Below are 14,998 nucleotides of genomic sequence, written 5' to 3'. Positions count from 1 at the left end.
TTCATCCCCTCTCTATTCCAAGAAGTAGATGCTTTCTTTTGGAATGAACAAGGAAATGGCTTCCCCTCTTCCTCGCACCCGATGCCCTTGATTGACGAACATCGCCTTCAATTGCCGCCCCGCCGCTTGCGACACATAATTCACGCTCACGCCCGTAAATTCGCAGATGACCACGCTGCCGTGGACGACATTGTCCGCGGGCTCCCCTGGCAGGGACTCGCGTATCGATTCCGGACGTATGGACATCGTGACGCGCTTGCCCGCTTCCAGCTCGCAGTCCGGCGAAGCGTTCGCAGCCAGCCCCGTCAGGACCAGATCCGGAGCGACGCGAATGACCGCTTCTCCGTCTGCGATTCGTTCCACGGCGCCTTCCCACAGATTGGATTCCCCGATAAAAGACGCGACAAACCGGTTGACCGGACGATGATAAATCTCCTCCGGGCTCCCTATCTGCTGCACCACCCCGCCCTTCATCACCATAATCCGGTCCGACATCGCCATCGCTTCGGCCTGATCATGCGTGACATAGATCGTCGTAATTCCGAGTTCCAGCTGCAGTCTTTTTATTTCGATTCTCGTTTCTTCTCTCAGCTTCGCATCCAGATTCGATAACGGCTCATCAAGGAGCAGGATTTGCGGCTCGATAACAAGCGCACGGGCCAGCGCTACCCGCTGCTGCTGGCCGCCAGACAATTGATCGATGCGGCGGCTGCCGTACCCCTCCAGATGCACTTGCTTCTGCGCGCGTTCGACGCGCTGTACGATGTCGGACTTCGCGACCTTTCTCACTTGCAGCCCGAATGCGATATTTTCAAACACCGTCATATGCGGAAACAACGCATAGTTCTGAAACACCATGCCCGTATTTCGTTTGTTCGGGGGAAGTGTCGTCACATCGTTGCTGCCGAACAGGATGCGTCCCTCGCTCGGATAGTAGAAGCCCGCGATCATTCGCAGCGTCGTCGTCTTGCCGCAGCCGCTCGGCCCAAGAAAGGTGAAAAACTCCCCGGGTTGAATCCGGACATGAACGTCCGCGACTCCCTTTACGTTTCCGAATTGTTTGCTCACATGATCCAGGTTGACCTCTATCAAGTTGCTTGCCCCCTTGGTAATGTGCTCAGGCGGAGGAGCCCCCGCCCGATGCCTTAGTTGGACCCTTTGCCCTTGATGTTCTCGTCCCAATGCTGCATCCATTCCTTTTCCTTCTCCGCCATGACCGCCCAATCCAGAGGCAGCGGCTTCAAATCCAGTCCTTGGAGCCATGTCGGGAGCGTATCCTTGCTAATATCCGTACGCGTCGGAATCTGGTACAGCTTCTCCGCCAGCTCCACCCGCAGGTTGGAATCGAACAGGAATTCATAAAATTTCTTCGCTGCTTCCATGTTCTTGGCGCCCTTGACCACGCCGACCCCATCGACCAGAATCGGCGCGCCGCTGGCCGGATAGATGAAGTCGAACGGCTGCTTCTGCAATTCCTTCTGAATCATGATATCCTGCAGATTCCACAGCGACAGCGTGCCTTCCTCGCGCGCCAGCTTCAGATACAGGTTGGTTGGATCCTGAGCGTATTCCTTCGTATTGGCGTCGAGCTTCTTCAGCCATTCATAGCCTGGGGCAGGATCGTTCGCGTCTTGACGGTAGATCATGGCCGAATATATCGTTCGCATCGTTCCGGAAGCGAGCACGCCGCGAATAATGATTTTCCCCTTATATTGCGGATCCAGCAGGTCGTCCCAATCTTGAGGCGCCTCTTCTTTTTTCAACGCGGCGGAGTTGTACATGATCACTTCCGGCAGCAGCATTTCGCCGTACCATCGATCCTCGCTATCTTTGTAAAGCTCCGGAATGCTGTCCGCGAAGCTCGGCTTCACGCTGTCGAGCAGCCCTTCATCCGCCGCGGTCATCAGGGCCGATTGCGTGCCGCCCCACCAGAAATCCGCCTGTGGGTTCGCTTTTTCCCCGCGCACGCGCTCCAAAATTTGCTGCGCCCCCATCGTAAGCACTTCGACTTCGACCTCCGGATGCTTCTCTTCGAACTTCGGTATGATTTCCTCAACGACGTTCTTGTCTCGCGCCGTATAGATAACAAGCCTCTGCTTCTCAGATCCGTTCGTTCCCGCTGGCTGGCCGCCTTCGGAAGCGGTGCCGCTGCAGGCGGTCACCATCAGCATGACTACGCTGAGAACTGCCCCCATTAACCACTTGAGTGACTTTTTTGTATCTCTCATCATTGACCTCCCGTGAAATTTTTTTCTTATTTTTTTTGAAAATTCTGAAAAATCACTTTTGAGAAATATTTGATCTGTTACAAAATTACTAATAAGTTAATTAATAGCATTTTTATTAATAAACGATGCGGAGAAAAGTCATAAAAAAGTCCTGTCCTGACGCAGGATCGATACCTGATTCACCTTTCATATCAAGCTAGCCCTTCATGCTTTTTTGGAATCTTGGTGTTGTTTTTCGCTGGAGAGTTGTGTTCGGGTTGCTGCTCTTTATTTCTTGGAGGAGGTGTCTGAACCGCCTGAAAGACAAGGCGGCTGGATGAAGTGAAAAGAGCTCATCTGGCTGGTTTTGTTTATCTTACTTTTTTATATTTGCAGATGTTGAAAAAGCTTCGAGCGCGCAATGGATCGCCCCGATAAGTCCCGCCTGATCGCCAAGCGCAGCCATTTTGATCGGAGGAACGGAAGGTATCCAATCATTGAGCCATTGCCGGATGGCGGCGATCCCCTCGTCCCCGATATGCAGCATTTCTCCGCTCAGAATCAGCAGCTCCGGGTCCATGACGCTTGTAAGATTGGCAATGCCATAGGTCCAGTGCCGGCAGACGTCGTCGAGCAGTCTTCGGGCTCCTTCATTCCCGCGGCCCGCATGTTCGACGATCTGCTTCATCATGCTCGTATCCTCGTCGATCACGGGGAGGACGCCTCTGGCCTTGTCACGGATCGCCCGTATGGAATAATTCCGCTCAAATACGCCGTATTCTCCCTTGGCCTGCTTCCCGACGGGGCCGATGACCATATAACCAATCTCGCCGCTCGCTTCCCTGGCTCCCCGGTATAGCTGCCCGTCGATCATGATTCCGGCGCCGATGCCGGTGCCCGTATACATGTACACCAGATTGGAATGTCCGACCCCGATCCCCTTGTTAAATTCGCCAAGCGTCATCAGATTCACGTCATTCTCAATCGCAACGGGAAGGCCCAGGACGGCCTCGATTTCCCGCTGCACCGGCAGCCCCATCCATCCCGTGCTCGGCGCGTGGCTTACCGTCCCGGCGCTTCGCCGGGTGATGCCCGGCAATCCGAGCCCCATGCCCAGCAGCCATTCTTTGCGGAATCCGCTCTCGTCAAGCAGGGCCGCCAGCCCTTGCTCAATGCTCCGGATGGCCGCTTCCCCATTCATCGGATGCGGAAGGCATGTCGCGCGCTGGACAAGCAGTTCTCCTCGCAGATTGGCAATGGCCAATTGGAGGGTGCTGCCTTCGAACACCGTGCCGATGACGCCGTATGCTTGAAAATTATATTCCAGAAGAATCGGTTTTCTGCCGCCTGTCGATTCTCCAAACCCCACTTCGTTGATTAATCCTTCCGCAATCATCTCATCGACCAATGCGGAGACGCACGGACGGCTTAGCTCCGTTAATTTCGCCAAATCGGCTCTCGAAACACGCGGGTGTTCCCGCAGCTGATGAAGAATACCTTCCCGGTTCATTTGCTTCACCAGCTTGGCATTTCCCGTCTGGCCTTTGCCAATCATTTCACCCCCCCTTTCCGCTAGGCTGGTAGTTTGTTAAAGTAATTAACAAAGTTTGGATGCCTCCATTTTATTGTATCCGCTTACAATGTGTCAACATTAATTTTTCTTGATCAGTTACTCCGTTCATCTCCCGGCGTTCCTGTTCTCATCCGGCTGTTCGGCCGGCAGTTCAATCCTTATCCGAAAAACAGCCGATGACAGCGGTCATCGGCTGTAGCATTCTGTGAGAAGTAAACGATAGGCCAGAATTAGCGGGTTTTAGTTTTGCCCGTAATCTGAATTTTCTTGACACTGGCTTGATCGATGTAATAAATATGCTCGTTGCCTTGAGCGTCCTTGGCCAGCGTCATGAAGGCGATCTCCTGGAACGTGCTGCCGTTATCCTCGGACACCGTGACATGCTCCAGTATCTCGGATCGATGACGGTAATCCGATCCGCCAGATCGATGTACAGCAAGCCGTCCTGCCCCCAATGCGGATGGTATGGGCGCCAGAAGCCGTAATTTTTCACATGTGGATAAATGTTTTTATAATCATGAACGCGATACGTCACCGGGTCGAGCTTGAAGATGATCGTCGACGCCTCCCCAGACGTTCCCGTCCGGCCCGATCGTCAAGCCGCTAATCATCACGGGCTGATCCAGCTCGGGAATATCCAGTGTAAACTCCGTGATCTTTTCTTTTTTTGGCGACATCCCACACGAACAGTTTCGCCGTTTTCTCGGTTGCGCCGATGCCAAGTCCGCCAAAGACGGTGGTCGAACCGAATATTTTCCCGTCCTTATAGGCCAGACCGTTAATGCTCTGATTGTGGAAAATATTCCGGTACACTTCCTTCTGTCCCGTATCCGGATAGTAGAGCGTAAGCGCGCCGCCTAACTTGCCGTAATCGGGGATCGTGCCAATCATGATAAAATCATCCGCCGCCCGCATCACATAAGGGCGATCCTGTTCTGACCCGATCTGGAACACCGCCTTCGCTTGGGGAACCGGCTGTGTCGTATCCACGGAATAAATATGTCCCCCCGGATAAATGCCGAAATACATATTGGTGCCGTAAGCGACCATGCCCTCCGCCTGCCCGAGGCTGAATGTCTTGAACGTATCAATGTGCGGATCGAACTGGACGCCGATCCCGCCCGGATAACCGCTCATGTATACGCTGCCGTCAGGACCGTTCTCCATATTGTGAAGCGGATTGGCCGAGCCCTGGACGACGGAAGGAAGCGTCTTGCTCGTCTCCGCGTCCACATTGAATACAGAGGTCTTGCCGTCGCGCTGCATCGTGACGATCGACTTGCCCGGGAAGCCCGGATCATCGCGGAACTCGACCCAGGCGGCGCCGCGGAAGGAGGTGCCGTATCGCCTTGAGCCGTCGAGTACATCGTGGCCCGCCCGTCCTCTACGCCGGCGACGGCATCGTTGATCGCGACCGTGAAGACGGGAATGCCCAAATCAACCGGCGGCGCAAAAGGTTCTGCCCTTGAAGCTGATATCTCCGGCCGGCGGCTCGCCCGGCGATTTCTTCGGATAGGTCACCTCGAAGTCATCGTAATAGACTTCCGCCATCTGGTACTTGTTGACCGAGGCGAAAATGCGTGCCGTCGCCGCACCCGCAGGCGCTTTGCCCACTTGCACCTTCTGCCATTCGCCGTAGCCCGATGACACATGCTGGAGCATATCGTCGCCGGCCTGCTTCCCGCTGCCGTCATAATAGCGGAACAGCAGACTGGCGCTGCCGCTCTTCAGCAGCATCATGACCGAGCCGGTATAAGTCGTTCCCGGTTCGACAGCCAGCGGATCGCTCTGGACCGCGACGGCATGGTCGCGGCTCGTATCCGTAATCTTCAAGCTGTGCTTGCCGCGGTACGCTTCTTCCTTGCTAACTTCATGGCTGACAGCGCCTTCCACGCTGGCGAATATCGATGTCCAGCCCGGAATCGAGTCCTTCGCTGTCTGCTGCTCGAAGCCGGGATTTTTCAGAGGCAGCGCCTTCGCCTCGGAGCGGGTCTCTCCCTTGCCTTTATTCCCGGCAGCGGCTGTGGTCGCTTGATTGTTCGCATGCCCTTCTGCGTCGGCCCCGGCGACGGCAGTTCCGCATGTCAACACAACCAGCAGTACGGCCAGCACGGCGCTTACTCGGCTGAACCGCTTGCTTCTCCACGGTACCATCATCATTATCCTCCTTCATGTCTTAACACGCTGCAGCGAACGCAATCGCACGAATTGTAAGCGTTATCAAAAATGCGGTCGGCTTTGTCTTCCTTTCTCTTACCTTCACCCGCAAGCTTCGACTCCCAGTGGCCGGATTACCTCCTTTTCATCGATTCAGGTTCTTATGTAGTACACATAATGCCGGATAAAAACAGGTGATCAACGAATGAGATGGAGAACTAGATTACAACTGATTCATGTCTACTATATTACTTCGGTTGATGGCGATGTCAATTCGCAGGCGATTTATAGACAGATTAAAGACAGCGTGAGAGAAATCGGGACGATCTTCACCCCGACTGAAACAATGACGGCCGCGAGCAAGTTATAGGCCATTTGGGCTCAAATGCTTCGAAAATGCTGCAAAACTACATCTTTTCATAGACATCGATGAATGCAAAAAGGGAATCCTGCATAGATACAGGAATTCGAACCGCTATCGCCTGGATGTGAGCTACAGCAGGTAAAATAATGTATATTTGCAGGAATTCCCTTAAAAATCCCCTTTGCAGGGATAAAATGCTGCATTTTTGCATGATTGCTGGCCCGGGCACTTCATCTCCCGGTTCGCCCGAACCATAACTTTCGCCGATGACAACAAGTCACCGGCGAATTCGTCATTGCACGGCGGAGATGTGCTCCGTCTCGCCCCAGATCACGTCTCGCGCGCTTCCGCCAAAGCCGTCGATGACATGCTCTTCCTCCGTCTCGGTATGCTCCAGCACAAGCACGCAAATATGCTTGTCCTGCCGGTTGCCGCCTAATCTGGCGATGACGGGCGCTTGAGCTCGCCGCAGCGCTTCATTGACTGGCTCGATCAGCTCGGACGTAAAAAGCTCCAGCCTCGTCGCATACGTTCCTTGGGGAATGCTCGCCTCGTACTCGATACCGTCCACCTGGAAATTCAGCGTGTTATTCGTGCCCTTGATGACAATCGGTTCGGTATGCAGGGCCACTGAGCCCCATACCTGCGTTCCTCTGCTGCTCATTTGCTCATCCTTCCTTTCTGGTCATTGTCCTGTTCATACCGCCGCTGCTGCTCTTCCTTCGTTTTTAAAATCGCAATAATCTGCTTGATCTGCGGCGGCAAAGGCAGCCCAATCCGCCCGTAGTTCTCCGCAATGCTGATCACCTCATTGGAAATGTAAAACCATACCGTGCCGTACATGAGAAAATCGCTCTCCAGCGCCACATCGGCACGATGGGCGAGCAGCACGACGACGAACATCAAGCCCTTTTGGGCCAGTCCGGCAAAGCCCTTCTTGCTGCTCAACCCGGCCTGCGGCATTCCTCTGGCCGCTTCCATGACGGAGGCTGCGTAGCCGCTGATGTAATCCATGAGCGCCAACAGCGCCAGAAACTCAAGCAAGCTGCTCCCTCCCCCATACAAGTAGCTTATCAATCCGCCGATGAATCCGATACTGCTGTTCACTATTTTTTCGTACACCCGATCCCTCCTTGCTCATCGACAGCCATCTCTCCCGAAAAAGAAAGAGCCATCCGGTGAAGGACGGCTCGCGATATCAGTTCCTGCTACAAAATATAATAATATGCGCCGCCTGCGCTGCCGACGGTAATGACACCATGCAAATCTCCGGCATCCCGCTGTCGGATCAGGGCCGCCGCAGGGCAGTCCTCCTCCGCAATGACCCTTGGCGCGAGATAGCCGTGAAGCTCCGGAACGCTGACCCGAAGGACCGCCTCCGCCTCATCAATCGCGTGAACGACAAGGAAGGCCTTCAGATCCGACGGCAGCTTAATCAGGATGGTACTGTCCAGCGTGTGTTCATGCTTCACATAGAGATAGGTCTCGATCGAAGAAGCATGCTTCACGTCCAGAGCGGCTGGAACCTCTGGGCGGGACGCCGCAAGCGAGGCGCGATGATCCTCATAGTGCGGCACCTCGATCTGCCCTGCCATCTCCCGCTTTCCGAGCGCCCGAATCGTCAACATCGCATGCATATCCGGCTTGGATACGATTGCCCGGGACTCGATATCCGAATCCCGCTCTTCCCGAATGCTCAGGCTGGCTGCTTTCTCGCCGCTATGCTTATGATAGCGCGACACTTCCACATACGCAGGCAGAGCAGGGACAGAAGCCGTAATGAACGATTTCGGACCCTCGGATTCCTTCTTCGCAATCGTAAGGGAGCAAGGCAGGCTTATGTTCGGATCGACCGTGATGCAAGCGGGCTTGTCCGGACTGCTGGCCGCCATGATCACCCTCCGCCCGCTTGCCCCCTCTCTGCGAATCGTGCAACTGGCTTCCAGCTCCGGGTATTCCCGAATCGCTACCGTCAGCGTCGCCGGATGAACCGGCCTGGACACGAGGAGGAAGCCATCCTGCCATTCGAACATCGGATCGGCAGGCTGATGCACATAGAGCGTCGCTGTCCGATCATCCGCGCCGCGGTCGCTATGGACCGTAAGGCTGGCTCTCCGCTCGGAGCCTCCAACCCCGTAGACGAATACGGAGGCGTCGATCGCGCTTCTGCCGATGCTGTACACTTGGTTCGGGATATAGCGGACCTGGAGCACGGGCGGCTTGTGGGATTCCCTCGTATAGAATGTGACCGCGTAATCGTCGTGCGTTTTCACAATAAATCCGTAGTTGTCCAGTTCCCCCTGAAGCCAGCGCTCGACGATGCGAAGCACATCCACCTCAATGCAGCGCTCCGCCGGGTGAAGCGTATATTCATCCGCGAGCAGCTCTACCGAATGGGGCTTGTTCGCGTGGGTAATCCCGAGTTCTCTCCAAATGCTGTGCGGCTGATGCAGCTCAATGCTCGTCCCGTGCGGGAACGTGCCGGCATAATACAGCTTCATCGTCGCCTTTTCCAAACGGTACACATCGGGAACCAATTCATTCAATGGACCGAAATGAATAAAGGCCTCGAACGATTCATTGCTGCCCTTCCCCGTAACCATGCTCTTCATGTCGCCGTAATTCAGCGTAACCAGCTCCGCATCGCTCCGGGTCGTCGAATCGGCGATCGGAGGCAGGCTGACGTCTTTGCGCGGCGTCTCCAGGAGCTCCACCCGTCCAACCATCCGGTTATGGGGCCGAATCTCGACCGATGCGGTCAGGTAGCTGGAAGCCACCGCTTCGATCGCGGCCGTCACATCCTCATTGCCCCGGTACTTGATATCCAGGACGGCCGGCAGCTCCGCCTCTCTCGGCACTCTCGCGGAAATCGCGGCGTCTATGCCTTCCCTCACCCGGGTGGCCGTTACGAGTGCGGCTTCCACCTCGCTCCTTCCGGAGCCATACAAATAAAAAGCCCCTTTCATGCGGTTGGAAGGGGATGGATCGTCAACTATTCCGTTTGATAATCTCTCATCTTCGTGAATCGTAATCACTTCCAATCTCATTGTATTGAGACTGTCTATATCCGATTGGCATAGGCCCGAATCTCGAAGCGGCCATCCGGCGTCGGCTTGGCGTCAATCTCCGTAGCAATCCGGACATAACATTCAACCGTGTCTCCATGATGCAATACTTCACTGTACAGCAGACTATCGACGGGAATGAACGGGCTCGACTTCCGGGACATTTCGATCGCGACGCCATCCGGGAGCGACTCATTCACCGTCTTCAACGTCAGATTCGTAATCGAGTAGCCCAACTGGTTTTTGACGACGACCTTCTGATCCAGACTGGTCTGCCCGGCAATCAGCATATCGAAATCCAAGTATTTCAGAATCCCGCCGAACGTATCGGAATAATAATTCCCCGTCTCATCCATGAACATCAAGCCGGAGTAGCTGCCGATGAACTTCGTCTCCCAAGACTCGGTCTCGCCCCAATAATCCTGATATTCGACGCGAAGCTTATTCTCCCGATTGAACACAATATCCCGCTCCGAGATCGACAGATTAATATCGACCGGTGAAGCGGCCAGGCGCGTGAACTCCCCGTCGGCGGGGAAGTAAGGCTTATCATTCAGCAGCACCCTGTACTGAACCTTGCCCTTATCGGCATCATCCAGGCGGCCGGTTAATTTGTTGCCCGTCAGCTTGAGCTCAATCGATGCCTTCGTATTGAGAAGCGTTAGCGACAGGTCCCTAACCTTGACGTCGTCCAGAGCAGACCTCACCATCAACTGCGAATGATCCAGCTTCACTTCCTCATCGCGATGAATGCTGTCGTCCAAATAATAGCCAATCCGAAGCTGGCTGCCCTTATCTTGGAAGTGAGTTTCTTTGATGCGGGCGAGCGTTTTGAAGCTCATGCCCAGCTCGCGCACCTTCGCCATATCGGTTGCATTCACCGATTTCCATCGTCCATTCCGGAACACTTCCCACGTCACGCCGCCATCGAACGACAAAATAAACCGGCATCGGCCCTCATACGCCTGGACAGGAAGTTGATTCGCAATGATAGCGAGCAGACTGCCATGCAGTTCAAAATCGCTCGGCTGCACGACAAGCTGCTCGAACGGCAAAGCCTTCATATCGATGCGCAAGGGGATGTCCCTATAAGTCTCGGTAAAAGGCTTGACCTTGTTGCTCTCCGGCACGTATGTCACGATTTCGACTGTGGGAGAGAGTTGGGCCAATTCCTGCCACGCTTCCGGCGGGATGATAGAGAGCTCGGTCATGCCGTGTTGGGTGAATATTTGCGAGGATAGTGGAGGGCTTATCTCTTCCCATCCAGTGTCTCTGTATGTTCGATACTCGCCGTTGTTTAGTTGGATTAAACTTTTATTTGGAGTTATGCTTTCCGCATACCACTCGTTGAAAGCTACATAATTTCCTATGGCAGTCACTTTATACTTACCTGCTGCCAAGCTCGGGGACAATAGATACCAATCAGTAGAGGATCTAGTATTATAGATTCCAACGTCTTTATACTCCTCCCCAACCCACTTTTGCAGTTTTATTTGTTTAGGAGTACTGCCACCAGTGTCGGAATAGCTGCCGCCGACAGCCCACAAGTTACAGTCGCTACTAATTGAGAACTCTAAATATGAGTTGTGGGTCGTTGACATTAAAGCTGCATTATAAGTGCCTTGTTTAGTTGTAATACCATCAAGCAATGCAGAGGCATCGGATGCCGTACTTGTATTTACTGATGAACCCCAAAAGGAAAGAAGCTCAATTTTTACCTCATCCCCTAAATCCGGCACATTAGGTTTTGCATTACCTGCCACAAAATCAGCTCCTTTCAAATAGACATGCAAAACAAAAGAGACAGCCCTTTGTGACTGCCTCACTTAATGTTTATAGTTCCTTTGGATAAATCCACGGTTACACCGTAAAGATTGCCATCTTCAATCTTTTCTTTAAATATTGGTTTAAGCTCCTCTTGAACCTCCGCCTCTTCTTCCATTGTCCATGTCACCAATTCAAAGTCTCCATCGAATTCGTCCAGCGGTGAATAGTTATGGTTGATTTCAAGTTCGGCTTCCGTCTTATCTGGATCGTCGGTGTAGTACAGTACATCAAAACTGTCACCAACCTCATCGTAAAAGGTGAATGGTTCGGTTTCTAAAGTGATGGTTGAATCTTCTTGATCAGGGTTATCGGTATATTCGATTATTTTTATGGTCTGATCATCAAACTCTTCAGCAAGGGTAAATGGTTCGGTTTCGATGTTGAAGGAGGCTTCAGGTTTGTATAGGTCATTCGTCCAGTAGCACACTTGAACATCACCAGATAGTTCTTTCCACGCCGATTCGGGAATTATCGAAATATCATCCATACCATGATTAATATAATCTTGTTCTGTTGGTGATGAATTTGTTACTCCCTCCCACCCTATGTTGCTATATTTCAAGCAAACTCCATTCGACAAAACTAAGACTTTTTCTTGTGTTTGATAGGGTAAAAAACCAAGAGGAAGTTTGTATTTAAAAGGAGTCGCACCGAAGTTCGCTGTTATTTCCATTGAAGGTGTAGAGCCATCTGACATGCATCTAACTACTGGAGACAACGGCCCAGATACATTTGAGAAGAATCTTTCGATCACCCATCCGTTTCTCCAAAAATTCACTTTTCTATCATCTACATCTATTAATAAACTAATTACATCATTATTTGATATTGGGAAAGACCTGCTACTCTCTATTTCCCAGATAGAACCATGTGAATTAATTACACCTATCTTGCTATAACCAGTAACCCTCTTACACACTATTTCCAAATAGTATTTTCCATATGTTTTATACTCATTTGCTATCACATACCCTTTTTTACTACCTATATAAGCACTAAGACCTCCATTGCTTAAAGAGGCGTTATTTCTTTTTTCAGAATCCCACTTGACTATCATTTTTTAACCTCCTCCTTTCTCGTTAAATCAAATAATTGTTATTTGTTTAATGGGAATTTTGGAAGGGTCTATTCTTTGTTTAAACACTTTTCCGATTCCCACTGTATTAGCTTCCATTTCAATCAATACTTTTTCCTTAAACTCCTTTTCCAAATCTATAACAACCGATTTCCCCATACCAAAATGTCTAAAAATATGTTCATCCGCATATGAGATATAATTAATTGAAGCTGAATTAATAAAACTGAGGTGTACAACATCTGAAGTAAGAATTAAAGACTTTCCTTCAATTTTATCCATAATTAACTTGTTAACTTCATACTTCTTCAAATCAATCTCATGCTCAAATATCTTTCCTTCATTTAATTCGCTTTCTTTATTGGATATTAGCTGCACCTTATCATAATTATTTTTTAAAGTTTCTTGGGCTATTTTGTCCATCCCGTACGCCGTGAAGTATTTTTCACTTACTGTCGGAATATGTGAAACCACATTAACACCTCTGTACATCTTTAATTCATTTACATCTGTATATCCTGTAAATCCATTGTTAGCAGACCAATTCAAACGATACATTTTGTAGGATTTCGGAATGTCTACGTAGTAGTCCTTATCTGTATTTACGGTAGTCCACGTTTGGTTTTTCTGTGTATCTAATACATGCCACTTCTCTCCGTCGTGACTGCCTTCAAAAGTCCAGTCTCTTGGAAGTTTATTCAAATGAGAACTTCCAGCCATACTCCTGACAGCATATTTCGCAATGGCTATTGGTTTATCAAACTCATACCCTAAAAAACCAACTCCACCACTACCAGTTTTAGATGCATAACCTTCTGTATCATCAACTTGATTAAATGCTTTCCAAGCATCATAGCTTGTTGAATAAATATCCTTTGCAAATGCGCGTCCAGATGGCGTAATATTTGATGTCATTTTGGGAATTGCAGTTATAGTATTGAACTTATTATAAAATGCCATTCGATTTTCGGTACTTGTTTGAAATAGCATTCTACTATCCCAATGCCTTTGCCTACAATCAAAAGAAGAAAATCCCTTAGGCATAGGATAGACAAAAGAGGAAGCTCCGAAATTAGCTGTTACTGTACTTTCTGTTGCTCCTGATTGTGGAGCTGAAACAGCAGGAAAAACTTCCCCCATAGTTTTGATATTGGTATGAGATATACCCTGACTAACTCCATTTTTCCAAAATTCTAATGTCCCACTATCCAAGTTTAGAAGGATACTTATTACATCTCCAACAACAAAATTCTTCCCATACAGAACATTTTCAGGTAGTTTTTTTCCGTTTTCCCAATAATACCGCGCATTTTGAGTGGAACTATTACTAGAAGTTAAAACAGCATCTCTGTTCACTATTCCTATGAGCAGCCAATTATAAACACTTACGGTTATTTCCCAGTACCACTTTCCGTGGCTTTTCCCGTGCGTTGCTCTTACAGTATTATTGTAATTAGGGACTTTTGCTGTTAGGTTCGCATTACTTATAATCACACCACTACCTTTATTTACTGGATCCCAAGTAACATCTATAATTGCCACTTTCCTCACCACCCACCAATTATATTAATACACTAAAAAAACAGAACCAGTTCAGATCTACTTAACATCAATCCTGTTAATATCAAAGTATTTTTTGTAATCAACCTTTGCTTTGAACACTTTCCCTTCACCCAATACAGAGGAGGTCATAGGAAGAGAAACATTTTTTACTTTTCTGTCCAGAATAGATAAATCATTAATACAATTCATAAAAGTGTCTTTTGAGGGTAAAGTTGTTGAAATTGGTTTCCAACCATTATTATATGTTTTGTATTTATCATCATGGTAAATCAAGGAATTCGTTAGTGGAGGTAAAAGAAGTAACACCGGACGAAATCCGCATGCTGTACCCGAAATATTGGACTCTGACAAGGTAGCAGAATCACTATAATATCCTCTTAATCCACCTGACCCTCCTCCTCTTCTCACCCTTCTACTGGCAATAGTTTGAGTTGTACTCGTCCAAGATGGCGTGTCTGATTTCCAGTTCCAGATATTATCATCTCCGGGCGTGATTAAACCGTTCAACGTATCATTCACAATATATTTGTTCCATTCGTTATCTTCATCCTCAGGACTAGTACCACCAGTTAGCAGCCTAAGAACTGATTTGGTTTGGCGATTTGTTTTAATAAGCTCAATTTCTCCAATCCCTAGTGACCATCCCGAACCAAGATAACTATCTTTAAGTAAGATCGAGAAATATCTGGCACGTGCTTTTGCTTTAAAAAAGTGTTTAATTTCATTATTTGGCAGCACCGCGTTCATAATAAAATTCCAATTATTCTTATCATTTGACCAACTAAAACCAAAGTTTTTACAACGATAACCCGATGTATATAGTAAATTGGTCAGAGCTAATCCATCTATCTCTTCTTCTTTCCCCAAATCAATAATTATTCTTGTAATTTTCCCTTTATCTCCATCTGATTGCAAAAAGCCGTCAGTATGAATGTCAATGCCATCAACCACTTTGGATATTGAATAATTCTCAAAATGATTAGTATCAGCCTCGACGTGCTTGTTTAACGCGACATTCTCATAGTCCAATTCAATTGGCAATCCACTTCCATTGGCTACTCCAGCACTATTTAAGGTATCCCATGAAATGGAATGCTGTATGTTTCTATCAGCGATCAATTTCCATCTACCCAGATAATCCCTATCGACACAAATAAACATTCATGA

General features: G+C 49.6%; 14 protein-coding genes. 1 reads left to right on the top strand and 13 read right to left on the bottom strand.

Annotated elements, in window-relative coordinates; all coding sequences use genetic code 11:
* Positions 1–12 precede the first annotated feature (12 nt).
* The 6 genes from OCY70_RS17340 to OCY70_RS17315 all read right to left on the bottom strand — a co-directional run bounded on the left by OCY70_RS17340 (position 13) and on the right by OCY70_RS17315 (position 5,934).
* On the bottom strand, positions 13–1,092 hold the full coding sequence (locus OCY70_RS17340; protein ID WP_213429742.1) for an ABC transporter ATP-binding protein: 1,080 nt from the start codon (positions 1,090–1,092) through the stop codon (positions 13–15).
* A gap of 53 nt (positions 1,093–1,145) precedes the next feature.
* Positions 1,146–2,231, bottom strand: a complete 1,086-nt coding sequence (locus OCY70_RS17335; RefSeq protein WP_373871496.1) for an extracellular solute-binding protein — start codon at positions 2,229–2,231, stop codon at positions 1,146–1,148.
* Between the two features lie 352 nt (positions 2,232–2,583).
* Entirely contained in the window at positions 2,584–3,762 is a 1,179-nt protein-coding gene (locus OCY70_RS17330; RefSeq protein WP_213429744.1) for an ROK family transcriptional regulator, read from the bottom strand.
* Between the two features lie 248 nt (positions 3,763–4,010).
* On the bottom strand, positions 4,011–4,154 hold the full coding sequence (locus OCY70_RS17325; RefSeq protein WP_213429745.1) for a hypothetical protein: 144 nt from the start codon (positions 4,152–4,154) through the stop codon (positions 4,011–4,013).
* 229 nt (positions 4,155–4,383) lie between these two features.
* The gene (locus OCY70_RS17320; RefSeq protein ID WP_213429746.1) at positions 4,384–5,046 is read right to left on the bottom strand and encodes a hypothetical protein; all 663 of its coding nucleotides are present in this window, start codon (positions 5,044–5,046) and stop codon (positions 4,384–4,386) included.
* 171 nt (positions 5,047–5,217) lie between these two features.
* Positions 5,218–5,934: a carbohydrate binding domain-containing protein gene (locus OCY70_RS17315; protein ID WP_213429747.1), complete on the bottom strand. Its 717-nt coding sequence runs from the start codon at positions 5,932–5,934 to the stop codon at positions 5,218–5,220.
* Positions 5,935–6,142: 208 nt separating this feature from the next.
* On the opposite strand from OCY70_RS17315, the gene OCY70_RS17310 reads away from it, so the two are divergent.
* Positions 6,143–6,307, top strand: a complete 165-nt coding sequence (locus OCY70_RS17310; RefSeq protein WP_213429748.1) for a hypothetical protein — start codon at positions 6,143–6,145, stop codon at positions 6,305–6,307.
* A gap of 286 nt (positions 6,308–6,593) precedes the next feature.
* Here the strand turns inward: OCY70_RS17310 and OCY70_RS17305 are convergent, their stop codons facing one another.
* The 7 genes from OCY70_RS17305 to OCY70_RS17275 all read right to left on the bottom strand — a co-directional run bounded on the left by OCY70_RS17305 (position 6,594) and on the right by OCY70_RS17275 (position 14,992).
* On the bottom strand, positions 6,594–6,965 hold the full coding sequence (locus OCY70_RS17305) for a hypothetical protein (protein WP_213429749.1): 372 nt from the start codon (positions 6,963–6,965) through the stop codon (positions 6,594–6,596).
* On the bottom strand, positions 6,962–7,423 hold the full coding sequence (locus tag OCY70_RS17300; RefSeq protein WP_213429750.1) for a phage holin family protein: 462 nt from the start codon (positions 7,421–7,423) through the stop codon (positions 6,962–6,964). The genes OCY70_RS17305 and OCY70_RS17300 overlap by 4 nt, the downstream gene beginning before the upstream one ends.
* A gap of 86 nt (positions 7,424–7,509) precedes the next feature.
* Positions 7,510–9,336 (bottom strand): DNRLRE domain-containing protein, encoded by a 1,827-nt coding sequence (locus OCY70_RS17295; RefSeq protein WP_261948773.1) that lies wholly within the window; start codon positions 9,334–9,336, stop codon positions 7,510–7,512.
* Positions 9,337–9,362: 26 nt separating this feature from the next.
* The gene (locus OCY70_RS17290; protein WP_261944998.1) at positions 9,363–10,745 is read right to left on the bottom strand and encodes a hypothetical protein; all 1,383 of its coding nucleotides are present in this window, start codon (positions 10,743–10,745) and stop codon (positions 9,363–9,365) included.
* A 443-nt stretch (positions 10,746–11,188) separates the two neighbouring features.
* Positions 11,189–12,250, bottom strand: a complete 1,062-nt coding sequence (locus OCY70_RS17285; RefSeq protein ID WP_213429753.1) for a hypothetical protein — start codon at positions 12,248–12,250, stop codon at positions 11,189–11,191.
* 27 nt (positions 12,251–12,277) lie between these two features.
* Positions 12,278–13,810, bottom strand: coding sequence for an SPRY domain-containing protein (locus OCY70_RS17280; protein ID WP_261944997.1), 1,533 nt, complete (start codon positions 13,808–13,810; stop codon positions 12,278–12,280).
* Positions 13,811–13,867: 57 nt separating this feature from the next.
* Positions 13,868–14,992, bottom strand: coding sequence for a discoidin domain-containing protein (locus tag OCY70_RS17275; RefSeq protein ID WP_213429755.1), 1,125 nt, complete (start codon positions 14,990–14,992; stop codon positions 13,868–13,870).
* Positions 14,993–14,998: the final 6 nt, after the last annotated feature.

Source organism: Paenibacillus melissococcoides (assembly GCA_944800085.1).
In the GTDB taxonomy this organism is placed as follows: Bacteria; Bacillota; Bacilli; order Paenibacillales; family Paenibacillaceae; genus Paenibacillus_B; species Paenibacillus_B melissococcoides.
The sequence above is the reverse complement of the archived record's forward strand: the minus strand, read 5'-3'. Positions and strand labels throughout refer to the sequence as shown.

Bases quoted from the DNA above. Each gene is read 5' to 3' on its own strand.
- OCY70_RS17275 (WP_213429755.1), bottom strand. From the start codon at position 14,992: ATGTTTATTTGTGTCGATAGGGATTATCTGGGTAGATGGAAATTGATC.
- OCY70_RS17330 (WP_213429744.1), bottom strand. From the start codon at position 3,762: ATGATTGGCAAAGGCCAGACGGGAAATGCCAAGCTGGTGAAGCAAATG.
- OCY70_RS17305 (WP_213429749.1), bottom strand. From the start codon at position 6,965: ATGAGCAGCAGAGGAACGCAGGTATGGGGCTCAGTGGCCCTGCATACC.
- OCY70_RS17335 (WP_373871496.1), bottom strand. From the start codon at position 2,231: ATGATGAGAGATACAAAAAAGTCACTCAAGTGGTTAATGGGGGCAGTT.
- OCY70_RS17310 (WP_213429748.1), top strand. From the start codon at position 6,143: ATGAGATGGAGAACTAGATTACAACTGATTCATGTCTACTATATTACT.
- OCY70_RS17315 (WP_213429747.1), bottom strand. From the start codon at position 5,934: ATGGTACCGTGGAGAAGCAAGCGGTTCAGCCGAGTAAGCGCCGTGCTG.
- OCY70_RS17320 (WP_213429746.1), bottom strand. From the start codon at position 5,046: ATGCAGCGCGACGGCAAGACCTCTGTATTCAATGTGGACGCGGAGACG.
- OCY70_RS17285 (WP_213429753.1), bottom strand. From the start codon at position 12,250: ATGATAGTCAAGTGGGATTCTGAAAAAAGAAATAACGCCTCTTTAAGC.